Annotated in this window: 29 protein-coding genes; 23 read left to right on the forward strand and 6 right to left on the reverse strand. The window is 32.9% G+C overall.

Annotation, left to right across the window (positions count from 1 at the left end; genetic code table 11):
- Positions 1-2: 2 nt before the first annotated feature.
- From AC5LWL_RS11570 to AC5LWL_RS11595, 6 genes are all read left to right on the forward strand, one after another.
- Positions 3-1,100: a toxic anion resistance protein gene (locus tag AC5LWL_RS11570; RefSeq protein WP_493436597.1), complete on the forward strand. Its 1,098-nt coding sequence runs from the start codon at positions 3-5 to the stop codon at positions 1,098-1,100.
- Positions 1,101-1,126: 26 nt separating this feature from the next.
- Positions 1,127-1,735: a TerD family protein gene (locus AC5LWL_RS11575; RefSeq protein ID WP_493434428.1), complete on the forward strand. Its 609-nt coding sequence runs from the start codon at positions 1,127-1,129 to the stop codon at positions 1,733-1,735.
- 144 nt (positions 1,736-1,879) lie between these two features.
- Positions 1,880-2,458: a TerD family protein gene (locus tag AC5LWL_RS11580; protein ID WP_493434429.1), complete on the forward strand. Its 579-nt coding sequence runs from the start codon at positions 1,880-1,882 to the stop codon at positions 2,456-2,458.
- A gap of 314 nt (positions 2,459-2,772) precedes the next feature.
- Positions 2,773-3,480, forward strand: coding sequence for an anthrax toxin lethal factor-related metalloendopeptidase (locus AC5LWL_RS11585; protein ID WP_493434430.1), 708 nt, complete (start codon positions 2,773-2,775; stop codon positions 3,478-3,480).
- Between the two features lie 76 nt (positions 3,481-3,556).
- Positions 3,557-4,351: a thymidylate synthase gene (locus AC5LWL_RS11590; RefSeq protein ID WP_493434431.1), complete on the forward strand. Its 795-nt coding sequence runs from the start codon at positions 3,557-3,559 to the stop codon at positions 4,349-4,351.
- On the forward strand, positions 4,348-4,842 hold the full coding sequence (locus tag AC5LWL_RS11595; RefSeq protein ID WP_493434432.1) for a dihydrofolate reductase: 495 nt from the start codon (positions 4,348-4,350) through the stop codon (positions 4,840-4,842). The genes AC5LWL_RS11590 and AC5LWL_RS11595 overlap by 4 nt, the downstream gene beginning before the upstream one ends.
- Before the next feature lie 92 nt (positions 4,843-4,934).
- Here AC5LWL_RS11595 and trhA read toward each other — a convergent pair whose 3' ends face one another.
- A complete protein-coding gene (trhA, locus tag AC5LWL_RS11600) occupies positions 4,935-5,558 on the reverse strand; it encodes a PAQR family membrane homeostasis protein TrhA (RefSeq protein WP_493434433.1) in 624 nt (207 codons plus the stop codon).
- Positions 5,559-5,762: 204 nt separating this feature from the next.
- Between trhA and ilvA the strand changes: the two genes are divergently transcribed.
- The 4 genes from ilvA (at position 5,763) to AC5LWL_RS11620 (ending at position 10,131) form a co-directional block, all read left to right on the forward strand.
- Positions 5,763-7,028, forward strand: a complete 1,266-nt coding sequence (ilvA, locus tag AC5LWL_RS11605; protein WP_493436598.1) for a threonine ammonia-lyase IlvA — start codon at positions 5,763-5,765, stop codon at positions 7,026-7,028.
- Positions 7,029-7,390: 362 nt separating this feature from the next.
- Positions 7,391-8,233 (forward strand): DegV family protein, encoded by an 843-nt coding sequence (locus AC5LWL_RS11610; RefSeq protein ID WP_493434434.1) that lies wholly within the window; start codon positions 7,391-7,393, stop codon positions 8,231-8,233.
- A gap of 478 nt (positions 8,234-8,711) precedes the next feature.
- Positions 8,712-9,545, forward strand: coding sequence for an SGNH/GDSL hydrolase family protein (locus AC5LWL_RS11615; RefSeq protein ID WP_493434435.1), 834 nt, complete (start codon positions 8,712-8,714; stop codon positions 9,543-9,545).
- A gap of 4 nt (positions 9,546-9,549) precedes the next feature.
- The gene (locus AC5LWL_RS11620) at positions 9,550-10,131 is read left to right on the forward strand and encodes a YpmS family protein (protein WP_493434436.1); all 582 of its coding nucleotides are present in this window, start codon (positions 9,550-9,552) and stop codon (positions 10,129-10,131) included.
- Between the two features lie 148 nt (positions 10,132-10,279).
- Here the strand turns inward: AC5LWL_RS11620 and AC5LWL_RS11625 are convergent, their stop codons facing one another.
- A complete protein-coding gene (locus AC5LWL_RS11625) occupies positions 10,280-11,041 on the reverse strand; it encodes a DUF4397 domain-containing protein (protein ID WP_493434437.1) in 762 nt (253 codons plus the stop codon).
- A gap of 329 nt (positions 11,042-11,370) precedes the next feature.
- Here AC5LWL_RS11625 and rsgA point away from each other — a divergent pair, with 329 nt between their 5' ends.
- The 3 genes from rsgA to msrB all read left to right on the forward strand — a co-directional run bounded on the left by rsgA (position 11,371) and on the right by msrB (position 13,617).
- Positions 11,371-12,426, forward strand: coding sequence for a ribosome small subunit-dependent GTPase A (gene rsgA, locus AC5LWL_RS11630; RefSeq protein WP_493434438.1), 1,056 nt, complete (start codon positions 11,371-11,373; stop codon positions 12,424-12,426).
- Positions 12,427-12,656: 230 nt separating this feature from the next.
- The gene (gene msrA / locus AC5LWL_RS11635; RefSeq protein WP_493434439.1) at positions 12,657-13,193 is read left to right on the forward strand and encodes a peptide-methionine (S)-S-oxide reductase MsrA; all 537 of its coding nucleotides are present in this window, start codon (positions 12,657-12,659) and stop codon (positions 13,191-13,193) included.
- Positions 13,186-13,617 carry a peptide-methionine (R)-S-oxide reductase MsrB gene (gene msrB, locus AC5LWL_RS11640; RefSeq protein WP_493434440.1) on the forward strand — a complete coding sequence of 144 codons (432 nt, stop codon included), beginning with the start codon at positions 13,186-13,188 and terminating at the stop codon, positions 13,615-13,617. Before msrA ends, msrB begins: the two co-directional genes overlap by 8 nt.
- 74 nt (positions 13,618-13,691) lie before the next feature.
- Here the strand turns inward: msrB and AC5LWL_RS11645 are convergent, their stop codons facing one another.
- Both AC5LWL_RS11645 and AC5LWL_RS11650 read right to left on the reverse strand, forming a co-directional pair.
- Entirely contained in the window at positions 13,692-14,264 is a 573-nt protein-coding gene (locus AC5LWL_RS11645; RefSeq protein ID WP_493434441.1) for a DUF502 domain-containing protein, read from the reverse strand.
- Positions 14,265-14,299: 35 nt separating this feature from the next.
- Positions 14,300-15,385, reverse strand: a complete 1,086-nt coding sequence (locus tag AC5LWL_RS11650; RefSeq protein ID WP_493434442.1) for an SGNH/GDSL hydrolase family protein — start codon at positions 15,383-15,385, stop codon at positions 14,300-14,302.
- Between the two features lie 262 nt (positions 15,386-15,647).
- Between AC5LWL_RS11650 and AC5LWL_RS11655 the strand changes: the two genes are divergently transcribed.
- Both AC5LWL_RS11655 and yodN read left to right on the forward strand, forming a co-directional pair.
- On the forward strand, positions 15,648-15,887 hold the full coding sequence (locus AC5LWL_RS11655; RefSeq protein ID WP_493436599.1) for a YozE family protein: 240 nt from the start codon (positions 15,648-15,650) through the stop codon (positions 15,885-15,887).
- Positions 15,888-16,629: 742 nt separating this feature from the next.
- Positions 16,630-17,328: a germination protein YodN gene (gene yodN, locus AC5LWL_RS11660; protein WP_493434443.1), complete on the forward strand. Its 699-nt coding sequence runs from the start codon at positions 16,630-16,632 to the stop codon at positions 17,326-17,328.
- 2 nt (positions 17,329-17,330) lie between these two features.
- Here yodN and AC5LWL_RS11665 read toward each other — a convergent pair whose 3' ends face one another.
- The gene (locus AC5LWL_RS11665; protein ID WP_493434444.1) at positions 17,331-17,489 is read right to left on the reverse strand and encodes a hypothetical protein; all 159 of its coding nucleotides are present in this window, start codon (positions 17,487-17,489) and stop codon (positions 17,331-17,333) included.
- Positions 17,490-17,652: 163 nt separating this feature from the next.
- On the opposite strand from AC5LWL_RS11665, the gene AC5LWL_RS11670 reads away from it, so the two are divergent.
- From AC5LWL_RS11670 to AC5LWL_RS11685, 4 genes are all read left to right on the forward strand, one after another.
- Positions 17,653-17,823, forward strand: a complete 171-nt coding sequence (locus tag AC5LWL_RS11670; RefSeq protein ID WP_493434445.1) for a YozD family protein — start codon at positions 17,653-17,655, stop codon at positions 17,821-17,823.
- A gap of 227 nt (positions 17,824-18,050) precedes the next feature.
- A complete protein-coding gene (locus AC5LWL_RS11675) occupies positions 18,051-18,227 on the forward strand; it encodes a hypothetical protein (protein WP_493434446.1) in 177 nt (58 codons plus the stop codon).
- Between the two features lie 96 nt (positions 18,228-18,323).
- Complete coding sequence (locus AC5LWL_RS11680) at positions 18,324-19,034, forward strand: serine/threonine protein kinase (protein WP_493436600.1); 711 nt, start codon at positions 18,324-18,326, stop codon at positions 19,032-19,034.
- Complete coding sequence (locus tag AC5LWL_RS11685) at positions 19,010-19,780, forward strand: sporulation protein (RefSeq protein ID WP_493434447.1); 771 nt, start codon at positions 19,010-19,012, stop codon at positions 19,778-19,780. The genes AC5LWL_RS11680 and AC5LWL_RS11685 overlap by 25 nt, the downstream gene beginning before the upstream one ends.
- A gap of 75 nt (positions 19,781-19,855) precedes the next feature.
- On the opposite strand, the gene AC5LWL_RS11690 is transcribed toward AC5LWL_RS11685, so the two are convergent.
- Positions 19,856-19,984 (reverse strand): hypothetical protein, encoded by a 129-nt coding sequence (locus AC5LWL_RS11690; RefSeq protein ID WP_493434448.1) that lies wholly within the window; start codon positions 19,982-19,984, stop codon positions 19,856-19,858.
- Positions 19,985-20,201: 217 nt separating this feature from the next.
- Here AC5LWL_RS11690 and deoD point away from each other — a divergent pair, with 217 nt between their 5' ends.
- From deoD to AC5LWL_RS11710, 4 genes are all read left to right on the forward strand, one after another.
- Complete coding sequence (deoD, locus tag AC5LWL_RS11695) at positions 20,202-20,903, forward strand: purine-nucleoside phosphorylase (protein ID WP_493434449.1); 702 nt, start codon at positions 20,202-20,204, stop codon at positions 20,901-20,903.
- A 101-nt stretch (positions 20,904-21,004) separates the two neighbouring features.
- A complete protein-coding gene (locus AC5LWL_RS11700; protein WP_493434450.1) occupies positions 21,005-21,844 on the forward strand; it encodes a M15 family metallopeptidase in 840 nt (279 codons plus the stop codon).
- Between the two features lie 265 nt (positions 21,845-22,109).
- On the forward strand, positions 22,110-23,573 hold the full coding sequence (locus tag AC5LWL_RS11705) for a lmo1851 family serine protease (RefSeq protein WP_493434451.1): 1,464 nt from the start codon (positions 22,110-22,112) through the stop codon (positions 23,571-23,573).
- A 75-nt stretch (positions 23,574-23,648) separates the two neighbouring features.
- The gene (locus tag AC5LWL_RS11710; RefSeq protein WP_493434452.1) at positions 23,649-24,554 is read left to right on the forward strand and encodes a CobW family GTP-binding protein; all 906 of its coding nucleotides are present in this window, start codon (positions 23,649-23,651) and stop codon (positions 24,552-24,554) included.
- Positions 24,555-24,656: the final 102 nt, after the last annotated feature.

Genomic DNA, 24,656 nt, shown 5'->3' on the forward strand with positions numbered 1-24,656 from the left:
GTATGCAACCGTCTAATTCGACATATACAGGCAGTCAAACAGTGGATGTATTAACAGAAGATAAAGTAACAGAGATTAAATCGGCATTAAAAAAAGAACCAGAAGTACAGCAGTTGGCAAGCTCCATTGATGAAAGAGATCAAATTCAAATATTGGAATTTGGAAAAGAACCAGCTGTCCAAATTTCCCGGTTTTCTGATCAGATTTTAAATAATATGAGAACGACAAAGGTAGAAGATTCAGGTGAATTATTAAAGCAGCTTGGTCGAATTATGGATAAGTTTGATAAAAAAGATTTCGAACAATCGTCTGGCGGCTTCTTCGGAAAATTATTTAAAAAAAGTGAAAAAATGATGGAAAAGCTATTTGGAAAATATCAATCAATGGGCCAGGAAATTGATAAAGTATATGTGGAAATCTCCAAATATCAAACAGAAATGGTCGACTCAACGACGATGCTGGATGAAATGTATGAACAGAACTATCAATACTATTTAACCTTGGAAAAATACGCTGTTGCTGGCCAGGTTAAATCTGAAGAGCTTAAACAAAATATGCTACCACAGCTGGAAGCGAAAGCAAGATCAGGAGATCAGTTGGCTGGAATGCAATTAGATACATTACGAAATGCGATTGAGTTATTAGATCAGCGTGTGTACGATTTAGAAATGGCAAAAATGGTTGCATTGCAAACAGCTCCGCAGATCCGTTTGTTGCAGCGGGGGAATACAAAGTTAATTGGGAAAATCAATTCTGCCTTTGTAACAACGATTCCTATTTTTAAAAACGGATTAATTCAAGCAGTTGCTGCAAAAAGACAAAAATTAGTTGCTGACAGCATGAGTGAGTTAGATCGCCGAACAAATGAAATGCTAGTACGAAATGCGCAAAATATATCACAGCAAAGTACAGAAATAGCAAGATTAGCCGGTGCTCCTAGTATTAAAATTGAGACAATAGAGGAATCCTGGAATATCATTATGAAGGGTATGCAGGAAACGAAATCTATTGAAGAAGAAAATAAACGCCTTCGTGTAGAAGGAACAAAAAAATTAGAACAACTGCAAAATAATTTTAAACAAATGAAATTAAAAGGCTAAAATTAAAAATATCGGAGGGTAATATAATGGCAATTAACTTACAAAAAGGACAACGAGTAGATTTAACAAAAGGAAATCCTGGATTATCCAAAATAATGGTTGGACTTGGATGGGATCCTGTTCAACAAAAAGGTGGAGGACTGCTAGGTTCATTATTTGGAGGAGGAGCAGCTGCTAATGTTGACTGTGACGCTTCTGTTATTATGTTAGGAGAAAACGATAAAGTATTACATAATAGTGACGTTATTTACTTTGGTAATTTAAAAAGTAAGGATGGTAGTGTTCAACATTCCGGAGATAATTTAACTGGTGCCGGAGATGGTGATGATGAGCAAATTAATATTGATTTAAGTCGTGTACCTGCTTCTATTCAAAAACTTGTCTTCGTTGTTAATATTTATGATGCAATAAAAAGAAAACAGCATTTCGGCATGATTCAAAATGCTTTTATTCGTATTGTTAATCCAAATTCAAATTCTAGTTTGATTCATTATAATTTAACGGATGATTATAATGGGAAAACAAGTCTAGTTGTAGGTGAATTATATCGTCATGGACAAGAATGGAAATTTGCTGCAGTTGGAACAGGAACAAATGCAGGAAGTTTAGGAGAAGTTGTAAAATCATATTCTTAATATAGAAGGTCACTTTCGATAGAAACGAAAAAGATAGTATAAGAGGTTGTTCAAAAAAGTTCGATAAAAAGGAGCATCGAATTTTCAGGTCCTTCTTATCCTCCTTTTTGAACACATATTATAAAACTTTTAGGAGGGCATAGTATGAGTATCAATTTATCAAAAGGCCAACGAATTGATTTAACAAAAACGAATCCGGGCTTAAAAAGAGCTGTTATCGGGTTAGGTTGGGATACAAATCGTTATGATGGCGGAGCCGATTTTGATTTGGATGCATCTGCTTTTTTAGCAGATGAGAACGGAAAAGTAATAAATGATCTGGACTTTATTTTTTATAATAATTTACAGCATCCAAGTGGCGGTGTGGAGCATACAGGTGATAACCGAACAGGTGTAGGCGATGGTGATGATGAACAAATTATCATTGATTTTTCAAAAATACCGGCACATGTTCAAAAAGTCGGAATAGCTGTTACCATTCATGATGCTGAGCACCGCAGTCAAAACTTTGGACAAGTTAGCAATGCTTTTGTTCGGGTTGTTAATGAAGAAAATGATACAGAAATTCTTCGCTTCGATTTAGGAGAAGATTTTTCTGTAGAAACGGCTGTCGTTATTTGCGAGCTATACAAACATAATGCTGATTGGAAGTTCAATGCAATAGGAAGCGGCTTTTCAGGCGGCCTAGCAGCTTTATGCCAAAATTATGGCTTAGAAGTTTAATTGAGAATTGAGCAAAAAATAATGCAGAAGTAAAGGTAATTCAATGGATAAAACGAACTATAAATAAAAAACGTTGACGAAAGTGTTTTTTATCTATAGGGTTGAGTTTATTCCATTGAATTGCTTTTTTTTATGAGAATATTTGTGGATTAAACATTTTATAGGAACTTCCATGACCTTCTATTCTTACTCTATTTCTAACTATGCTATAATGGAATTTATATAACTAGATAGTTTCATATAGTTGCTTCTTTTCTCTGCTTGAAGCGTAAATCACACACAGCATGAATGATATGGAGAAAAGAGGAGATTGGATGAAGAAAAGAAAGCTCTTATTGCCCTTTTTGATGATAGGCTTAACTTCCATCTTAATGGGAAATGCCCAATTGCAAATGGATGGGGTTTTACTAAAAAACTATGCCACTTCTTCCTATTTAAAGAAGGAGTTATCTTTTGATGCGCAAAAAAACGTAGAAAATATAATTCTTTTGCCAAAATCATCATTTAATGAAGAAGAAGCGGTCGCTATCATAAACAGATTAAATAATTTGCCGCCGTCTCTATTAAAAAAAATAAATGATAATGGTATTAAAATAAAATTATTTACTGGGAAACTAACAGATAATCCTACAGCTAAAAATCTTGCAGGAGTGACTCCGAGAGGCTATCAATCAAACAGAACTTGGGATCAAGTGCCTGGGATTGGTGGTGGACAAACTGTATTAGTTAAAATCGGTGCTAGCCAAAAAGGGAATGGTCATGGCTCCATTAATCTTGAATATCATGAGCTAGCACATTCTATTGACTATAAAGTATTAGGTCATTATAGTAAAACAAAGGTGTATCTCTCTATATGGAATAAAGAAAAATTCACTTTATTTCCAAATAAACCCTATTTTCAGCAATATGCAGAAGAGTATTTTGCTGAAACTTTTGCCATGTTTTATTATGGAGGATTGGAAAAAGAACGTTTGCGACTCAATGCTCCACTTACGTTTCAGTATATAGAGTCAATCAGGTGATTTAATTTCGAAAAAAGATGAGTTAGCACTAGCGCTTGTTTGTATATTAAATATGAAGAAAAAAGGATGTTTTGAAGTGAAACAATATTTACAATTATGTGAGCATGTTTTAGAAAATGGAGTAAAAAAAGAGGATCGTACAGGTACGGGAACAATCAGTTCTTTTGGTTATCAAATGCGTTTTAACTTAGCAGAGGGTTTTCCCCTTATTACAACGAAAAAACTTCATTTGCGCTCGATTTTTTACGAATTATTATGGTTTTTAAACGGTGACACCAACATTAAATATTTACAAGATCATAATGTGCGTATTTGGAATGAATGGGCAGATGAAAATGGGGATTTAGGTCCAGTATATGGGCATCAATGGCGTTCATGGACTTCTCGAGATGGGGATACGATTGATCAAATTTCTGACTTAGTAAAGGCAATTAAAACAAATCCTGATTCAAGACGTTTGATAATTAGCGCTTGGAATGTAGGCGATATTCCTAAAATGGCATTGCCTCCTTGCCACTGTCTATTTCAATTTTATGTTGCTGATGGGAAGCTTTCTTGCCAGCTTTACCAGCGTTCAGCTGATGTATTTTTAGGTGTTCCATTTAATATAGCTTCCTATAGCTTATTAACCTATATGATCGCACAAGTATGCGATTTAGAAGTTGGAGAATTTATTCATTCTTTTGGAGATGTCCATATTTATAATAATCATGTAGAACAAGTTAAATTGCAGTTAACTCGAGAACCAAAACCGCTTCCAAAATTGAAAATCAATAAAGAGGTTAAGGATATTTTCTCCTTTAACTATGAAGATTTTGAAATAGTTGATTATGAAGCACATCCACATATTAAAGGAGTGGTAAGTGTATGATTTCTTTAATAGTTGCTATGGATATAAATAATGTGATTGGTCACAAAAATGAACTTCCTTGGCATCTTCCTGAGGATTTAAAATATTTTAAAAAAGTAACAACAGGTCATCCTATTGTGATGGGGAGAAAAACAAGGGAATCAATCGGTAGAAATTTACCGAATAGAGAAAATGTAATTATCACAAGAAATAGAGAATTTGTTTGTGAGAACTGTACTATTTTACATTCGATAGAAGACTTAAAAGCTTGGAGTAAAACAAAAACCAATGAAGAGATTTTTATTATAGGTGGCGCAGAAATATTTAAAGAAACAGTAGCAATTGCTGACAAATTGTATGTAACAAAAATAGATGCTGCCTATTCTGGAGACACCTATTTTCCTGCAATAGATTGGAGCGGGTGGAACATTATTTCAGAGGAAAAAGGTCTAAAAGATGAAAAAAATAATGTTGATTATACTTTTTTTGTGTATGAAAATAAAAAAGCGTAAGCTTAAAGCTGCTCCAAACAATAAATAATACAAATAAAAAAACAAATTGCTGTCTGCAATTTGTTTTTTTGTTACGATCCATAATTAGATAGTTAAACATAAAATAGAATACAAAAATAAATAAAGCTGCTGCCACATAAAACAAACACATGCCATACTGCATGGAAATAAGGTTTTTTTTGTAATACATAAAATATGCTGCCCAAGGTATAAAGCATTCCACCAAGAAATAGAAGAATAAAACCAGATGTACCAATCGCATGGTACAATGGCACCGCTCCGAATACAATCATCCAGCCCATAATGACATAAAGTACGGTTGATAGAATAAGAAATCTTTTTACAAAATAACACTTAAATACGATACCGCAAGCAGCTAGTCCCCAGACAATCCCAAACAAGGTCCAGCCTAATGCTCCTTTAATCGAAACAAGAACAAACGGAGTGTAGGTGCCTGCGATCAATAAATAAATAGCAGAATGATCTAATATTTCGAAAAAATCCTTTAGTTTTTTATGCGTAATACTATGCAAAAGAGTGGAACATAAATATAAAATAATCATTGTTGCACCAAAAATGGTAAAACTGACTACTCTCCACGGATCCCCTGATTTTACAGCGAACATAATGAGCATAACGAGTGCTGGAATACTTAAAATAAAACCGATTCCATGTGTAATACTATTAGCAATCTCTTCTTTCGTGGTAAAGTTCATCCTATCACTCCCTAGTTCTTTCATTGTAATGCAAAAAAGAACGAAAAACAAATGACATTCGTCATATAGAGTTTGAAATTCTACGCATCCAAAATATAATCAATAATTTAAAATATTAAAAAATATTGACAAGAAAGGATGGAAAATAGGTGGTAACATGTTATAATGTACAAATTACAATGGGTAGAAATGAGGTTTGAGGATATGGAACAGAAGGTTATGAAAAAATGGGTGCAGTTGGAGGATATTATGATTGCATACCAACGAATAAAAGACATAGTAGCCCATACTCCTTTACAAAAAAATCAGCGGCTTTCTGAAAAATATGATTGTAATATTTACTTAAAAAGAGAAGATTTGCAGCATGTACGCTCTTTTAAATTAAGAGGTGCATTTTATTGTATGAAGATGTTGGAAAAAGAACAAATGAAAAATGGTGTTGTCTGTGCAAGTGCAGGGAATCACGCACAAGGTGTTGCCTATGCTTGCAAATATTTAGGTGTTCATGGAAAAATATTCATGCCGGCAACAACTCCTAAACAAAAAGTCAGCCAAGTTAAAATGTTTGGAAAAGACAATGTAGAAGTCATTTTAGTGGGAGACACATTTGATGATTCTTATGTAGAAGCTGTATCATGTGCGGAGAAAGAAGAGCGAGCATTTATCCACCCTTTTAATGATGAAAATGTTATTGCTGGGCAAGGAACTGTTGCGATTGAAATTATGAACGACAGTGATGAACCTATTGATTATGTATTTGCCAGTATTGGCGGTGGCGGATTAATGGCAGGATTGAGCACATATATAAAGAGTGTTTCTCCTTTAACAAAAATGATTGGTGTAGAGCCCGCAGGTGCACCTTCGATGAAAAAAGCCATCCTTAGTAAGGAGCTTGTAAAATTAGATAAGATTGATAAGTTTGTTGATGGTGCAGCTGTTAAATGTGTGGGTCAGAAGAATTTTGAAATCTGTCAGGAACTCTTAGATGATATTTTGCTTGTACCAGAAGGAAAGGTATGTACATCTATTCTGTCCTTATATAATGAACATGCAATTGTAGCAGAGCCTGCAGGTGCTTTGCCTGTTGCGGCACTAGACTTATATAAAGACAAAATTAAAGGCAAAAATGTCGTTATTGTTATTAGCGGTGGTAACAATGATATTGATAGAATGCAGGATATTAAAGAACGATCCTTATTATATGAAGGCTTATTGTATCATTTTATTGTTAATTTCCCTCAAAGAGCAGGTGCTTTAAGGGAATTTCTTGATGCAGTTTTAGGGCCGGAAGATGATATTACTAGATTTGAATATACGAAAAAAAATAACAAAGAAAATGCTCCTGCACTAGTTGGGTTAGAATTAAAGCATCGTGAAGATTATAAAGATTTAATCGAAAGAATGGATAAAAAAGGATTTCCATATACGGAACTCAACAAAGATTCTAACTTGTTCCATTTATTAGTGTAAAAAATCCATCAACTCTTATAAATTTTAAGAGTTGATGTTTTTTTTCTTTTGGTTTTTGGGAAATGATAAGTGTATGTTAAAGCTCAATAAACGAAGGTCTCCGTATTGCTATTGTCCTCGTTTATGTTGGCTTAAAGTCTTGTGAACAATCTTGCACAGCGGAAATTTCACCTTATTGGATAGAGCTTTTGGATTTCTATAATGCAAAATTCAGGATGCTTTTCTTATTAATTTATGTCGAAAAATCGACGAATGCATAAGTATAGAAGAAAATATTATACAAAATAGCCAGCTTAAGATATAATTAGCTTTTATATAGAAAGCGCTTTAACTTATAAAAAGATGATTTAGGGACGTGTAAAATGAAAAGAATTAAAATTGTAACAGATTCAACAGTTGATTTAACACAAGAAGAGCTGATTAAATATGAAATAGAAGTTGTACCTCTTTCTATTTGCATAAATGGTGAAACCTTTTTAGATAAAGTAGAAATTACGCCAGAAGAATTTATTCATAAAATGAAAGACGCAGCAGAATTGCCAAAAAGTTCTCAACCTTCTGCTGGTTCATTTGCAAAAAAATATGATGAGATAGCAGAACAAGGTTTTGATATTATTTCCATTCATATGACTGGTGGTATGAGTGGCACTGTTGCATCAGCGAAAAGCGGAAGTGAACTCTCAAATGCAAACGTAACAGTCATTGATTCAGCATTTATTTCAAAAGCATTATCATTTCAGGTGATTGAAGCTGCAATAATGGCTCAAAGTGGAAAAAGTAAGGAAGAGATTATTGATAAAATTAATCATGTTAAAAAACATACAAAATTATTTATTGTAGTTGATACACTAGAAAATTTAATAAAAGGTGGACGAATTGGGAAAGGAAAGGCTTTGATCGGGTCTTTGTTGAACATCAAACCAATTGCTATACTTGAAAATGGTGTGTACACTCCTATATCAAATGTACGAAGCAGAGCACAAGCAATCAAGTTTTTAGTTAACTCATTTAAAGAAGATACTATAGGCAGAAAAATTAAACGAATTGGGATTTCCCATGCTGATAGTCTGGATTTCGCAGTTAAATTAAAAACAGCAATTGAAAATTTATCTGGTTTTCAAAAAATTGATATTGATTTTACTACACCAGTTATTAGTACACATACAGGAAAAGGAGCAATTGGTTTCAGTTATTACTGTGAATAAAAGCATTAATTAATAGGCAAATTTTCAAGATTTCTTTATTACTGAACTAATTGGGCACTCCGCATGACTTTGAGCAGACTGTCTAAAATAAAGCAGTAAAGAAAATTGCATAGATAGTCGACATCCATTAGGGGGGATTTCTCTCCAAACCTAATGCTGTGTATAAGAAAATGACAAAAACAGGCATCTCACAACAAAGTGAAATGCTTGTTTTTCGCGTTTAATTAATCTTTACAAAAAAAAACTGAACCGCTCTAACAAATGATGTTTAAAGAAAATATACAAATAAGGAATCAGATGTTTTGGTAAATCCTATCATGTATAGAGGAGTAGATATGGATAAAAGATAAATTTAAACAAATTAATTTAATAATGGATTATGTTATAATATTAATCAGTATAGATGTAATAATGGATGAATTTGTATGGCTCTTGGAAGTGTTTAAATATATTATAGATAAAAAGGTAGGGGTTAATAATGAAGAAATCGCGTCTCTTTCTTATTATTTGCCTGTCTCTTCTTTTATTAACATCTTGTACAAAAGATAATATCCTTCAATACAATGGTGTTAAAGAAACGATGGTCACAAGTAAAGAAGATATTCCGGATGCTTTTATTCCACAGGATGTTAAAATCGTTTCCGCTGGAGATTCTTTAACACAAGGTGTAGGGGATAGTACTGGAAAAGGCGGATATATTCCATACTTAAAAGGTTTATTAGAGAATGATAGGGGCATAGGAGAAGTAACTTTTGAAAATTTTGGGGTGAAAGGCAATAAAACAGATCAGTTATTAACAAAAATACAAACAGATGAGGTTCATCAATCGATTACTTCTGCAGATATGGTCATTCTAACAATTGGCGGAAACGATATTATGAAAGTTGTACGTGAACATTTATCTGATTTGCAGCTTGAGGATTTTTCTGAGCAAATGAAACAATATGAGTCAAATCTTTATCAAGTCCTTAAAACAATTAGAGAGTATAATTCGGAAGCTCTTATTGTTTTAGTAGGTGTATATAATCCTTTTACAAAATGGTTTTCAAATATTGATGAAATGAATCAAGTGGTGACTGAATGGAATGCAACTGGGGAAAATATTCTAACATTATTTGATCAAACATATTTCGTTCGAATAGATGATATATTCCTAACTGGAAAAGAGAACCTGTTTTATAAAGATTATTTTCATCCGAATGATAAAGGATACCAGCTTATTGCAGATAATATTTACAATGAGTTAGAAAAAGAAGCAATGAAAGTTCTATTAACGAAAAGAACGGCAGAAGAAGTAGACAGAGGAGAATGAGAAATTGAAATTAAAGGGTTGGAAAAAAGCATTTTTAATATTGTTAAGCATTAATATACTAGTCTTTATTGGAGTATCGATTTTAATTTTTTTACCGAGTGACAAATCTAACAGTATTAGCCAAACGGATGCTACAGTTGATGCTGTCTCCTTGGATGTAACAACAAATAAAAAGGATTTAACAAAACTGATTAATTATTATATAGAAAAACAGGGGTTGGACGGACCAATTCATTATGAGATTAATCTGTCCGATGAGGTGGAGCTTTATGGGTATGTTCCGGTTTTTAATGAAGACCTTGAAATGAAGCTTACGTTTGAACCACAAGCATTGGAGAACGGTGATTTGGTGTTAACGCAGAAGTCTATTAGTATTGGTCAGTTGCCTTTGCCTGTATCTTATGTGATGAAATTTATTCAACAGAAATATAAATTGCCTGAATGGGTAGAAATTAATCCTGATAAGGCGATGATTTATGTTTATTTAACAAGAATGAAAACAGAAAGCGGGTTAAGGGTTAAAATGAAGGAGTTTGATCTTCCTAATGATCAAATTCACTTTAGTATTTTACATCCAGCTAAATAGTTGCTGCTTTTTATATGGCTACGCTGAAAATGGTGTTCCGCAGGCAGAATACACCTTGTGCTACTTGTGGGGTTTTTGTTAATCTAAGATCATAATGAAAAAAGATGTTGTTTGGTTAATTAGTTAACGGAACAACGTCTTTTTTTTATTAAGTTGCGGGAACTAGTAGAACTTCCACTGGGCTTTTCTCTGAATCTTGTTCTAAAATGAAAGCGGAGTAGGCTTTGTTTCCTTGTAGTGCTAATGAGGGGAAGGTGGTAATCAACTCATTTGTATCAGCTGTTCTTGCTTCTAAATAAACGGTCATAGGATGTAGCCCTAAATAAGGAGAAGCAGTTTTTGCTTGAACTGCTGAAAAAACAATATCTCCATTCTGTACTGCAATATTTATGGTAGGCAAATTGGAGGCTAAATGGATAAATCGTAGTTTTGTTTCTGTTGCTGGTACATTTGGATTTTCTGAGAAGGAATAGATCTTTAATTTTTCAGTTGATCCAACAAAAGCGATTGTATGATATATATTGCTTTCAACGACCATTTTTTGACTACAATACGTGTCAATCATTTTGCCAGCTTCATAAATATCGACTTGATATCTGCAAACAGGAAGGGTTAAATCATTGCTCATCATTTTAAATGTCATTTCTTTAAACATACGAATTCCATTAATATAAATATCCACTTTTGGTGTTTTCGATGATCCATGTAGCATTCTTATTTTCCCATATTCTTTTTGTCTTTGCACATTGGGGAAGGGAGACTGTGTCGTTTCTATTGCTTCTTTTAAACTTTGTAAATGTTTTTGATAATAAAAAATATGCAAATTTGGATTAGTATATTTATAATAGCCTGCTAATAAGTCATACATGCCAGCCTCTTGGATTAGATTCTTCTCATCATTTTGAGTCATGTTAGTCACTCCTGTACATTCATGATGCATTAGTTTATGCACTAAAAAGTATACGAGTGCCTATCTTATTCATGAAAAAGAAGAAAAAGGAAAAATACTCGTTTACTTTTTTTGGAATAGTATGTATAATAAATTTACATTTAACAGAAGGGGTGATCACGATGAAAAATAAAACAATCTCCGTGTCGAGAAGTGTATTGACGATCGTACAGCCCTTTGCGTGTTTGCAATAAAGCGGATGGATTTTTTCTGCTCCTTTGCATTATTGAAACCATGGGCTGTACCAGTCTATGGTTTTTTTAATAGGAAAAAATGGAGGGAACGAATCAATGGAATTATCCAAGTTCGGTTATGATGAGGAAGTAAATAAGAAGTTTATGGAGTATGCAGCAGATGAACATATTATCGCTAGAGTTGCATTAGAGCATAAAAGAATATATAGAGTTTGGACTTCTGTCGGGGAATTATTATGTGAAGTATCTGGTAAATTCGCCTATACAGCAAATACTAGAGAAGATTATCCAGCTGTTGGCGATTGGGTTGTTCTTTTGCCACGAGAACTTGAAGGAAAAGGGACGATTATTGCAGTTCTTCCAAGAAAAAGTAAATTTTCAAGAAAGGTTGCAGGAACAAATACGGAAGAGCAAATTGTTGCAACAAATGTTGATACGGTTTTACTTGTTAATTCTTTAAATGAGGATTTAAACAGTAGAAGGATAGAAAGGTATTTAACATTAACTTGGGAGAGTGGGGCAAATCCAGTTATTGTTTTAACAAAAGCTGATCTTTCTGAAAGTGTGGAAGAAGCTATATCATTAGTGGAATCTGTAGCTTTTGGCATTCCAATTATTCCAGTAAGTGTTGTAGAGGAAAGTGGTTTTGAAGAATTAAATAAATTGCTTCTTCCTGGCAAAACCTTTGCCTTATTAGGATCTTCTGGAGTAGGGAAATCAACTTTGATCAATTATTTAGTAGGATATAAAAAACAAGAAGTGCAAGATATACGAAGTGATGATAAAGGTAAACATACAACTACCCATCGTGAAATGATCCTTCTCCAAAATGGCTGTATTTTAATTGATACACCTGGTATGCGTGAATTACAGTTATGGAATAGTGAATCAGGTTTAAGTGATAGCTTTTCAGATATTGAAAGCCTAGCTGCCAATTGTAAATTTCGTGATTGCACCCATACTGGTGAAAAGGGCTGTGCAGTAGCAATAGCAATGGAGAATGGTGATTTGCTGAAAGAACGTCTTATAAGTTATCAGAAACTTTTGAAGGAACTTGCCTTTTTAGAACGGAAACAATCTAAAAAAGCACAATCAGAGGAAAAAAAGAAATGGAAACAGCTCCATAAGCAAATAAAAACAATGAAAAAATAAAAAAATTGTTACTGTTTCCACAACTACAAGAAAATATTTTTATAAGCAAAAACTCCAAGAGAAAGTTTCCTTGGAGTTTTTTTCAGAAGGTGCGTATTACTTCCTGAATTCAATTTATTGCTTTTTCATTGAATATTTTATACGATTTTCTTAAGTGTTAAAACCATTATAATAGGGAATAAGTAAATTTAGATGGAAAGAGTAATGAACAAAGAAATAGGGGGTAGAACATGAATAACTATGATGTGGCAACATTTGCAGGCGGTTGTTTTTGGTGTATGGTTAAACCGTTTGATCAACAACCAGGCATTATAAAAGTAGTATCCGGTTATACAGGAGGAGCAACAGAAAATCCGACCTACAAAGAAGTTTGCTCTGAAACAACTGGCCATTATGAGGCAGTTCAAATAACATTTGACTCGAGTGTGTATTCATATGAAAAATTATTGCAGTTATTCTGGCAACAGATCGATCCAACTGATCCAGGAGGTCAATTTTTTGATCGAGGACAATCGTATCAAACGGCAATTTTTTATCATACAGAAGAACAAAAAAGATTAGCGGAAGCATCCAAACAGCAATTGGCAGAAAGCGGCCGTTTTCAAAAAACAATTGCGACACAGATTTTACCGGCTAAAGAATTTTATCCTGCTGAAGAGTATCATCAAGCATACTATAAAAAAAATCCTGATCATTATAATCGCTATCATGTCGGATCTGGAAGGGCAGCATTTACGAAAAACAACTGGAGTGATATAAATGGATAATAAAAAACAAATAAAAGATAAGTTAACACCTATTCAATATGAAGTGACTCAAAATAATGGAACAGAACCCCCTTTTCATAATGAATATTGGAATGAATTTTCAGAAGGGATTTATGTTGATATTGTTTCTGGAAAAGCGTTGTTTAGCTCTCTGGATAAATATGATGCAGGCTGCGGCTGGCCAAGCTTTACAAAGCCGATTGAGGAGGAAGAAATAACAGAAAAAACAGATACAACCCATTTTATGATTCGTACAGAAGTAAGAAGCAAAGAAGCAGATTCTCATTTAGGTCATGTATTTACTGATGGTCCAAAAGCAAATGGACTACGTTATTGCATTAATTCTGCTGCTTTAAAATTTATCCCGAAAGAAAAATTGGAAGAAGAAGGCTACGGAAAATATTTGCCGTTATTTAGTAAATAACGGCAGGAATCAGCCAACGCCCAAAAAAAAGCTTATGTAATGTGCATTATTTCGCACTATACATAAGCTTTTTTCTATTTGGAAGTTAATCCGCCGGATAAAACAAATTTCATCGCATCTTCTGGCTTTAAATCGATAAATTCAATATTTTCTTTTGGAATAAGATAAGTAAAACCAGCAACTTGAAAGGTTTGCGGAACATATACTGCTGTATATTCTTTAAAAGGTTCATAAAAGTCTTCTAAGTCTTCTGCCGTTACAAACCCGATAGATTTCATTCCTGTTCCTGGAAAAGTGACGACTGCAACCTTTGAGAAGGATTTTTTCTCTCCTAAAAAGGATTGAATCGTATCTTTTATAACAGAATAAATGGTTTTAATGAATGGGATTTTTTCTAATAATAAATCAATCCATCTAATAAGATGTGAAATGATAAATTTAGTAGATAACCATCCTAAAATAGTTATTAAGATAAGGGTTAATAGAATGCCAATCCCAGGAATATACTCATCCTTTAAATAACTTCTAAGAAAGCTTCCTAATAAGTTGTCCAGAAACAAAAAGCTGCGGTATATAACGTAAATAACTAAAATAATTGGAACAATGGTGATAATACCGTTTATAAAGTTTTTAATTATGGCTTTCATTTTAAGCTCCTAAATAAGTATTTTCAGTAATTCAACTAGTTGCTATTTACTATAATAGAAGATAGTTGAATTTTATGTTGATTGGAGTGGTTTTCACTCGACTTTTTCCCTGTTAATCGAAAAGAAATCGTATGGTTCCCTTCACTTAAACCACTTGATATATATAAAGAACGTTTTTTTTCAAATGGCCACCATGTTGAAACAGTTGTTGTATATTTATTGTCTATATATACATCCATCATTCCGCCATTTTCACTTCTAATGACATTTACTCCAACGTAACTCCCTTTAAAAGTATAATCAATGGATGCCATTTTTTTTTCTGAAGTATAATAACCATTCTTTTTTATAAAAGAAGCATCTTTGTTTGAAAAAGCATATTTTGTTTGCAATAAATAGCTGCTCTTTTTTTTAGGATCCATGACTATATTGCTTGTTGGTTTATTTTTTTTTAGGTTGTTCTTTAAAACAGAATAAATTTCCTCACTATAAATCTGGTATCCTTTATCATTTGGATGAATAAAATCCTTTGTTAATTCCTTTGTGCTATAGCCTGACTGTTTGAAAGGAACACGCATATCGATATTTGTCGCTAGATAATTTTTGGAAACAGCAGCGATAGTTTGAGCAAATGCTTCATTCTCCAAACAACTTTCAGTGATAGTAATTAATTCTGCGGATGGAAAACGTGTTTTTACCTCTAAAAGCAATTGTTCATAAAATAAAGCAAATTGGTTATTATCCATATATTTTCGATCGTTTTCACCAAAAACAATAAATACAAGATCTGCTTGCTTTATTTTTGTGTTTTTAAATTTATACAATCCTTCAAAAGCAGTTGCTCCGCTTTGTACAACAGAGCTTCTTGAAAGAGGTATAGGATATTGATTTTTTATTTTCTGATCCAATAGATGAAACCAAGTAGCTTCTTTTGTTGATGCCCCAGAACCGCGGCCAATGCTATCACCGATGATAACATAATGAACAGCTTCTTTATCTTTTATTTTTTCATAAACGTTTTTAGAAGCAGAAGACTTCTTTTCAAAAGGGTGAAGCAATAAAAGTAAAAGGACAACGGCAGAAAAAGTGATAATAAACAGATAAAGTGATTTTTTTTTCATTCTAAAACACAAAGCCCCTCTTTTTAATCTATATTACTTATCCTAACGCAAAAGGAGCCAACTGAGAAGGGAAAATGGCTGGTAATATGCTAAGAAGCAATGGAAGAGATTCTAATAACTGCTTGGCATTTATTATCGATTGTGTGAGGAAAATGAAAATTGAACCTTTGCATCCAGTAATAAGTTGAATAGAGAAAACTGGACGAACTTTCACATCTTCTGTATATTATTTATATTAAATAAATAAAGGATGATTTTTATGATAAAATCTTTTTACCACTTTTTAATGAAATTTCGTCATCCTGCTCCCAAAGATGATATAAGTGAATTTGCAAATAACGCATATGTTGATCATAGCTTCCCTAAAAATAGTAAAGATTATGAAGAAGTAAGCAGCTATTTAGAATTAAATGGCCATTATTTACCAAGTATGCAAATATTCGATCAAGCATGGGAAACATATTTATTTCAAGAAGAAAAAAATAAGAATGATGATTATTAATACTTTGTTTTTTAATTATTAGACACCATATAAAAAAATGTGACTATAAAGAATGATAATAGGCAGGTTAAATTAAGTTTGTTCTTATGGTAAAAGCAGGTAGCAGTCAGAATACACGAAGACTCCTATTGGAATTGCGGGACAGGAGGCTTGACGCCCGCCACGTGAAAAGCGAAGTGTATTCTGACTGCGGAATTTTTTTTAGGGGAGCTAATAGAATAGAAATCGGCCTGTTTTATCAAGAAATCAGGCTTTTTTGTTTGCCTTTTACTTCTTTTAAAAACACCAAATAGGTACATCCCTCATTTCAAACTCTCTAAAACGATTACGTTATATTGTTAGATATCCACTCATATAATAAATAAAACTTTCCCTTCTTATCTAGCTTATAGCTCATTATTTACTCCTGATAAACAAAAAACATACAAAAGAAAAACCTTTCATACCTATAAAACTACCCAACAAGTGAATATTCCCCATGCAGAAAGCGAACAAATTGTATTCAGCCAAAAAGAGAACGATTAGCGAAACGATTCTATTTGCATATAATGATAAAAATAAAATCACGAATAAGCGAACAGACGAAGGATGAAAAAATAGATGGAATTTGCTGTGAGGCGTAATATCCTAACGTTTTCCCCCACCTTAATTGTTCAATATTTTTAAACAAGAGCGTGGGGGTTTTATCAGCCGTATAAACGGTTTAAAACTCATAATCTTGTTTAGAGAGGACTATTAAACGATGGGAAATCGAAAAAAACCTAAATATAAAATAGGCGATACAGTCGTAATTACATTATATGGAACAGTAGGGAAAGTTACAGATGTAAAATGGCTGGATGATATGCATGTATATGAAGTAAATAAAAGTGAAGGCCTATATTTAGAATCGAGCTTGCAAATGCTTTCCGAATATGAAGGGGAATTAATGGAATCGGAAAAAATAGACATTGAATATCGGTACTTTATTGGCGATTTAGTGAAAGTACAAGGATATGGGAGTAATCTATTTAAAATAATGGGATTTCGAACTGAAATATGGCGTTATAAATCAGATGCTTGGGAAGATATTATTTATGAATTATCAAGGGTTAGTGATGGGGAATGGCTAGAAGCAGGAGAAGAGGAACTTACATTAGTAGCAGATGCTGAAAATGCAGAAACATTTATTCAAAAACTTGGTCTTTTATACATTATGGATAAAAAGAAGCGCCCAATAGATTTACAGAAAACAAACAGCTCTTTTCGTGCAACGGAAAAGGAGCTGCTTGAACGAACAAAAGAAAAAAAAGAATTAATTGATGGACTGCTAGATATATATAATGATTATCGAATTTTATTTGATTTATTCCAAGATCGGGAATACGAGCATATGATGAAATTGACGTTGAGAAAATTAAAGCTTATTAGCAGCTTAGATGATAAAATTTCAAATGAGTAAAGTTATAATTGCAATAGCAGAGTTATCAAAAAAGGAATACTAATAATCATAATCAAAGAAAAAAGGGTATTTAAGTATTTATGAAATAAAGAAAGAATCTCGCTATTATCTGTATTAATGTCTTCTTTTATAATGGCAATCATGTGCTGGAATAAGTTCATCGATTAGATCCCCCTAAAAAGTATATATAAAACCTTATGAATAAAAGAAAGAAAACATGTCTATTTTTTTCTTGAAAAAATCGATGATTTATCAGATAATTTGTACAAAAGAATCATCTTTTTTTTAATGTCACATATATTCTTTACAAAGGGGGCGATATGCTTGAAAGAAATCGACGTAATAATAGATACTGAGGAAATCGCAGAATTTTTCTTTCGTGAGCTATTGAAGAGGGGATACGTTCCCACAGAGGATGAAATGGAAGAATTGGCTGACATAACGTTTGAATATTTATTAGAAAAATGTATTATTGATGAAGAAACGGAAGAATAGTAGAGTATTTTTATTATATAGTTATAGTTATAACAAAGAGACTGTTCCAAAAGTGAACTTTTGGGACAGCTCTTTTTTGTCGTCAGGAAATGTAAACGAAATGGGCTGGTTGATAACTTGGTGTTGGTTTCCAAATTCAGAGCTGTTTAAGGCGTCCCTCGCTTTTCTTATTTTTGAAACTTTTTATTAAGATATACGTAAAGAGTAATAAGAAGCGGAGGGATACGATGATTAAAAAGTTGTTAAAACAATTTCTAGGAAAAAGCAGCCATAAACGTTATTATTCTTCTTCAAGCAGCAAAAAGAGAAGGCATTTTTATAATAACAAATATGAACAAAACAGGGGGCATAACTATTATAAAGGAAAAAGAAGAAAGCGCTCTTCTAGTTTTTATAGCAGCTAATAGTGGAAGGGAGGAAGAGGGATACTTCGTAGATTATTTAAGTATATAGAAAAACCATTAAAAGTTAATTCCGTTATAAATGATAGATACAAAATAATTTCCTTTCTGGCTCGAGGAGGATATGGATATACGTATATTGTCGAAGATTTGTTTTTAAAAGAGAAGGTTGTTTTAAAAACACTTCGTTTTCATAAAAGACTGCGTAAAAAAGAACAACGAAGATTTCAACAAGAACAGGATATTCTTAAGAAAATAAACCACACAAGTTTTCCGAAGTTTTACGATAATGGTTTCATTCAAGGAAAGATTCCTTACTTTACGATGGAATTTAAAAAAGGAAAAACGCTTGAAGAATGCTTGTTTGATGATCTTTATAGATGGAGCGAAAAGCAAACATTTTATTTTGGAGTGAAACTAGTGGAATTAGTTGCTTATTTACATAGCAACAATATTGCACATCGTGATTTACATATTCCAAACATGATGTTGGTGGATCAACAGCCTATCATAATTGATTTTGGCTTAGCCATTGCAGCGACACAAGACGATTTAAAGAGTTTTCAATCAGACTTTGCGGGAATTGGACAGATATTGTTATTTCTATTTTATTCTACTTTTGAACCGGCCAATAATAAGGAAAGGAGCTGGCAAGAAGAACTGCCAATTTCTAAAGAAGCAAAACATATTATAAAAAAACTTTTGGCAATCGAAGAGCCTTTTAAAGATTGTTATCAGATAAAAGAAGCATTTTTACAACAAATAGAGATAGAGGAGGACAAGGAATGTCATTTTTTCAAAAAGCATTAGCAAGTGTTGGGGTGGGAGCAGCAAAGGTAGATACAGTTTTGCATCATCATTTGTTATCACCAGGAAAACCAGTTGAAGGGGAAATTATCATCCAAGGCGGAAATGTTATGCAAACAATTGAAAAAATTTATCTGCGTGTATTCGCTACCTTTGAAAAGGAATCGGATGATAAAAAGTATACAGACACAGCTATTATTGAATCATTTTTAGCAGCAGAAAAGCTGACGATAGGGGTAAAGGAACAAAAAAAAATTCCGTTCTCTTTTGTATTATCTCCATATACACCGCTTACATTAGGGAAAACAAAGGTGTGGATTTCGACTGGATTAGATATAAAGAATGCAGTTGATCCAACAGATAAAGATTATTTGGAAGTACAAGCAAATCATATGGTATCAAGTTTATTAAATACAATCTCTGATTTAGGATTCCAATTAAGACAAGTAGAATGTAAAGAAGGTTCCTTACATGGAAGACAACATCTTCCTTTTTTGCAAGAACTAGAATATATGCCGGTTTCTGGCCCGTTTTACGGAAAATTAGACGAAATAGAAATTATCTTTTTATCCATTCAGGACAAAACGCTAGAAATTCTTTTGCAAATTGACAAAAAGGCAAGAGGGTTAAGCGGGTTATTTGCTGAAGCTTTTGATATGGATGAACAGTTTGTCAGGTTAGCCATTAAAGAAGAGGAGCTGCCGGCGTTACAGCAGCAACTATTTGCTATTATTGAACAACACACTTAAAAAATAGGGAATTTCATAATATCCTGAGACGTGTGAGAAACTCACACGTCTTTTTATTCTGTGCTGATTAATTTTTTAGGAATTCTTCCTATCTTTTGCAGAAAATTCTTTGCCGTGTGCTTCCGTTTCAGCAATAATTGCTTCTTTTGGAATATGGTTATTTTTCTTTGGAGAGTTAATTCGATTTCTATGCTTTTTACCCATATAATCACCCTTTTTATGTGCTTTTTTAGCATGTTTTCCTTTTAAGAAGGAAAACTAATTATAGTTTAACCATGGAATGAAATAGTATCCTACAATTAAATTTGTTTATCATAAAAATAGAATATGATATAGTACAAATAGGGATAAACTAGACGAATTTCGTCATTTTATGTCAAAAATGAAATACTGCTTTTTAAACAATTGGAGGTTTAACAAAATGAGTGTACATATTGGCGCAAAAGAAAATGAGATTGCAGAAACGGTTCTTTTACCAGGAGACCCTTTAAGAGCAAAATATATTGCGGAAACTTTTTTAGAGAATGCTGTTTGCTATAATGAAGTACGTAATATGTTTGGTTATACAGGTACATATAAAGGCAAAAGAATTTCTGTACAAGGTACTGGCATGGGAGTTCCGTCCATTTCAATTTATATTAATGAATTAATGGCAAGCTATAATGTACAGAATCTAATTCGTGTTGGTACATGTGGAGCGATTCAAAAAGATGTAAAGGTTCGTGATGTTATTTTAGCAATGAGCGCATCAACTGATTCTCAAATGAACCGTTTAACTTTTGGCGGTGTTGATTTTGCACCGACAGCGGATTTTGATTTGCTGAAAAAAGCATATGATACTGGCTTGGAAAAAGGACTTTCCCTTAAAGTCGGCAATGTTTTTACAGCAGACATGTTCTACAATGATAATTCTGAATTAGAAAAATGGGCAAAATATCAAATACTAGCGATTGAAATGGAATCAGCTGCACTGTACACATTGGCAGCAAAATATAATCGTAAAGCATTATCTGTCTTAACGGTAAGTGATCATATTTTAACTGGTGAAGAAACAACAGCAGATGAGCGTCAAACAACATTTAATGATATGATTGAAGTAGCTTTAGAAGCGGCAATTAAATAATACCGTCTAAACAGCAGTAAAGGATATGTCAGCAAAGGAAAAAATAGAAAAAGACCAATTTCTTGCTAAGCTAGTAACTCTATAAAAATTAAGGTGGAATCATGAAGAAAATAGTAGTTGTATCTTTCTTTTTAGCAATCATACTAAGCGGATGTAAAAGTTTAGATACTTTACCGTTTTTCCAAGATAAAAAGGAAGAGAAAGAAAACAAGGAAACTGTCGTTACAGAAAAACCAGGTTCCGAACAAGTGGAAGAAGATACACAAAAAGAAGAACCTGAACAAGAACAATCTCCTTGGACTTTAGAATCTACTTACTTTAATGAAATCAAGGTAGTAGATGGAAGAAATATAATTCAAAATCCGACCAATACGGTCTCATTAGTAAATAAAGATTTTGGTCTTCCTGATGGATACACGCCTGAAGACTTAGAAAGACCAAATGTTGATTTTTCTTTTGGAGATCAAAAAATTGAAAAGAGCTATATGAGAAAAGAAGCAGCAAACGGACTAGAAGAGATGTTTAAGGAAGCAAAAAAACAAGGATTGACCTTATATGCAGTTTCTGGTTTTCGTTCATTTGATCGTCAAACGGTTCTTTATGATGCAGAAGTAGATAGAGTCGGAAAAGAAAAGGCGATTCAAGCTGTGGCTTATCCTGGAAACAGTGAGCATCAAACAGGTTTAGCGATGGATATTTCCAGTGAAAGTGCGAATTTTTTATTAAGTGATGATTTTGATAAAACCAAAGAAGGCAAATGGTTAAGTGAAAACGCTCATCATTTTGGTTTTATTTTACGATATCCTAAAGGAAAAGAATCCATCACTGGTTATAAATTTGAACCATGGCATTTTCGTTATGTTGGAAAAAAATCAGCAAAAGATATTTATGAAAATGGTTGGACATTAGAAGAATATTTTCAATTAGTAAAGAAAATATAAAAATAGGAATGCACTATTTATGTTGTTTATACAGCTTAAGAAAAGCTAAAAAGATGAACAGTATTTATGAGTTATGAGCAGAAAAGAAGAGCCCAATTTCCTCTGAATGGCTTAGAGGGAAAAGTCAAAGTTTTTCTGGTTAAAAAAATTCATTAATAATTTGTTCATAATTCAGCATTAAAATGTTCCCATTTGCTTGGTATTTTTATAAAAGAAAAGTATTTTAGCGAAAGAACATTTATGGTTAATGAAAGTGGTGAAATATTTGGAGAACGAAGAGAATGTAAAGGAATCATCAGAAAATGAATCAAGTTTTATACGAATGAAAAAATTTCATTTTGTGATGCTTTTATTTTTTACGGTCATATTAGCTGCCGGCATTACAACAATTGCTTTAGCTTTTGGTGATGAAAAGGCAGTAAATGTTGGTACGGAACGTAGTGAATTTAATAAATTATATTCAGCATATGATACGCTGAAAGAACATTATTATAAAGATATTGATACAACGGATTTAGTAAACGGAGCAATTGATGGAATGTTCTCAGCCTTAGATGACCCTTATTCTGACTATATGAATGAGAAAGAAGCAGCAAGCTTTCATGAAAGCATTTCTTCTTCCTTTGAAGGTATAGGTGCAGAAATTCAACAAATTAATGATAGTATTGTGATTGTCACGCCGATCAAAGGTTCACCAGCAGAAAAAGCAAATCTAAAACCAAATGACAAAATTGTTTCTGTTGATGGAAAAAGTCTGCAAGGCATGAGTTCATCTGAAGCAGTCTTATTAATCAGAGGGAAAAAAGGAACGAAAGTAGAGCTGGAAATAGAAAGAGCTGGCGTTGAAAAACCGATGAATATTTCTATTGTTCGTGATACGATTCCAATTGAAACAGTTTACGGCAATTTAAGAAAAGATGGCATCGCTGAAATTCAAATAACTAGTTTTTCTGAAAATACATCATCAGAACTTGTAAATAAATTAAATGAGTTCCAGAAAGAAGGAATGAAGGGAATTGTACTTGATTTAAGACAAAATCCTGGTGGTTTATTAACAAAAGTGCAAGAAATAGCGAATCTTTTTGTTCCAAAAGGAGATATAATTTATCAAGTAGAACATAAAAATGGAAAAATAGAAAAAGCTGTATCCGAAAATAGTGATGGTACAGATGTACCGCTTGTTGTATTAATAGATGGCGGAAGTGCAAGTGCGTCAGAAATATTAGCAGCAGCTGTCAATCAATCAGCTGGGGTGCCACTTGTTGGCGTAAAATCCTTTGGAAAAGGAACCGTGCAAAGTGCGACTGATTTATCAGATGGAAGTAATTTTAAATACACAACAGATAAATGGTTAACACCGAACGGAACTTGGATTCATGGAAAAGGCATTGAGCCGACATATAAAGTGGAATTACCAAGTTATGCGAGTCTATCTATTGTAAATCCTGATTCTAAATTAAAGATGGACAGCAACTCAGAAGAAGTGAAAACAGCCCAACAAATGTTAAAAGCACTAGGGTATAAAATAGATCATGCTAATGGCTATTTTGATGAGAGCACAGAAAAAGCAACGAAAGAATTCCAGAAAAAAGAGAAATTAAAAGAAGACGGAGTAATTACAGGCGAAACTACAATGGCATTAATGAATCAACTCCGTGAAAAAATCAAAGATTCTGATACGCAAATGAAAAAAGCAGTAGAAGTGTTAAAAGACGAAATGAAAAAGTAATAATTCTAGGGTGATACTATTTGTGTCACCCTCGTTTTTATGGAAGAAAAGCAAATAGTAAAGAGGTGTAACAATATGAACAAAGCAGAAATATATATATTATCTGGATTTTTAGGAAGTGGAAAAACAACCTTATTAAAAGAACTGCTCAAAAAAGAAAAAGAAGAAAATCGAAAAGTTGCAGTTTTGATGAATGAATTTGGAAGTATATCTATTGATTCAAACGAGGTGGACAATGATATCCCACTAAAAGAGCTATTAGGCGGCTGTGTTTGTTGTACTATCCAAGAAAAATTAGAAGCACAGCTTCAATCTTTATTAATAGAAGAAAAACCGGATGTCATTTATTTAGAAACAACAGGTGCTGCTCATCCTGTGGAAACGATGGATAGTATATTATCACCACTTTTCGTAAACAAATTGCAGTTGAAAGGAATAATCACGGTTATCGATGGGAAGCAGTGGTTAAATCGACAAAGCTTTAGTCCTGTCATTCAGCAGCTGCTGTTAGAACAAGTTCGCCATGCCAACCTAATTCTAATCAATAAGCAAGATTTGTTAAAAGAAGAGGAAAAAGCAGCATTAACATTTGAATTGCAGTCTATTAACGCACAAGCATTTGCACTCTTAACGAGTTATAGTAAAGTTCCATACAATAAAGTAAAGGAATTACAGGTACACTTTAATGGAAGGGTTGCAAAAACAACGATAACAAGTTTACAGCTAAGTTCATTTGTTTATACATTTGAACATTCTATATCAGCAGATAAATTTGATTCGTTTTTAAGAAGCTTGCCAGAAACCATTTATAGAATAAAAGGATATGTTCCTTTTTCACATGCTAAGTATCCATCCTTATTTCAATATTCCTATGGGACACCAATTTTTATGCAAGAATATATGATGATGCCTTTAAATATGGTGTTTATTGGGGAGAAAATTAATTGGGGAGAAATAGAGGCAAAATTAGATATACTTTAATAGTCTACTTATTTTACCATTTTTTCTTTGGAGTATCGTATTAAATAAAGGGCAAACTTTCTTTAAGATAAAGGCTAAGTTATGTTTTATTGTTGATTTTTT

The sequence above is a fragment of the Niallia sp. WK069_GA_01 genome, from assembly GCF_983173855.1.

Coding starts and splice junctions, on each gene's coding strand:
- msrA (WP_493434439.1), top strand. CDS start 12,657: ATGAATAACTATGATGTGGCAACATTTGCAGGCGGTTGTTTTTGGTGT.
- AC5LWL_RS11665 (WP_493434444.1), bottom strand. CDS start 17,489: ATGAACTTATTCCAGCACATGATTGCCATTATAAAAGAAGACATTAAT.
- yodN (WP_493434443.1), top strand. CDS start 16,630: ATGGGAAATCGAAAAAAACCTAAATATAAAATAGGCGATACAGTCGTA.
- AC5LWL_RS11575 (WP_493434428.1), top strand. CDS start 1,127: ATGGCAATTAACTTACAAAAAGGACAACGAGTAGATTTAACAAAAGGA.
- AC5LWL_RS11625 (WP_493434437.1), bottom strand. CDS start 11,041: ATGACTCAAAATGATGAGAAGAATCTAATCCAAGAGGCTGGCATGTAT.
- AC5LWL_RS11580 (WP_493434429.1), top strand. CDS start 1,880: ATGAGTATCAATTTATCAAAAGGCCAACGAATTGATTTAACAAAAACG.
- AC5LWL_RS11710 (WP_493434452.1), top strand. CDS start 23,649: ATGAACAAAGCAGAAATATATATATTATCTGGATTTTTAGGAAGTGGA.
- AC5LWL_RS11570 (WP_493436597.1), top strand. CDS start 3: ATGCAACCGTCTAATTCGACATATACAGGCAGTCAAACAGTGGATGTA.
- AC5LWL_RS11645 (WP_493434441.1), bottom strand. CDS start 14,264: ATGAAAGCCATAATTAAAAACTTTATAAACGGTATTATCACCATTGTT.
- trhA (WP_493434433.1), bottom strand. CDS start 5,558: ATGAACTTTACCACGAAAGAAGAGATTGCTAATAGTATTACACATGGA.
- AC5LWL_RS11690 (WP_493434448.1), bottom strand. CDS start 19,984: ATGGGTAAAAAGCATAGAAATCGAATTAACTCTCCAAAGAAAAATAAC.
- msrB (WP_493434440.1), top strand. CDS start 13,186: ATGGATAATAAAAAACAAATAAAAGATAAGTTAACACCTATTCAATAT.
- AC5LWL_RS11595 (WP_493434432.1), top strand. CDS start 4,348: ATGATTTCTTTAATAGTTGCTATGGATATAAATAATGTGATTGGTCAC.
- rsgA (WP_493434438.1), top strand. CDS start 11,371: ATGGAATTATCCAAGTTCGGTTATGATGAGGAAGTAAATAAGAAGTTT.
- AC5LWL_RS11615 (WP_493434435.1), top strand. CDS start 8,712: ATGAAGAAATCGCGTCTCTTTCTTATTATTTGCCTGTCTCTTCTTTTA.
- AC5LWL_RS11585 (WP_493434430.1), top strand. CDS start 2,773: ATGAAGAAAAGAAAGCTCTTATTGCCCTTTTTGATGATAGGCTTAACT.
- AC5LWL_RS11610 (WP_493434434.1), top strand. CDS start 7,391: ATGAAAAGAATTAAAATTGTAACAGATTCAACAGTTGATTTAACACAA.
- AC5LWL_RS11700 (WP_493434450.1), top strand. CDS start 21,005: ATGAAGAAAATAGTAGTTGTATCTTTCTTTTTAGCAATCATACTAAGC.
- AC5LWL_RS11685 (WP_493434447.1), top strand. CDS start 19,010: ATGTCATTTTTTCAAAAAGCATTAGCAAGTGTTGGGGTGGGAGCAGCA.
- ilvA (WP_493436598.1), top strand. CDS start 5,763: ATGGAACAGAAGGTTATGAAAAAATGGGTGCAGTTGGAGGATATTATG.
- deoD (WP_493434449.1), top strand. CDS start 20,202: ATGAGTGTACATATTGGCGCAAAAGAAAATGAGATTGCAGAAACGGTT.
- AC5LWL_RS11650 (WP_493434442.1), bottom strand. CDS start 15,385: ATGAAAAAAAAATCACTTTATCTGTTTATTATCACTTTTTCTGCCGTT.
- AC5LWL_RS11675 (WP_493434446.1), top strand. CDS start 18,051: ATGATTAAAAAGTTGTTAAAACAATTTCTAGGAAAAAGCAGCCATAAA.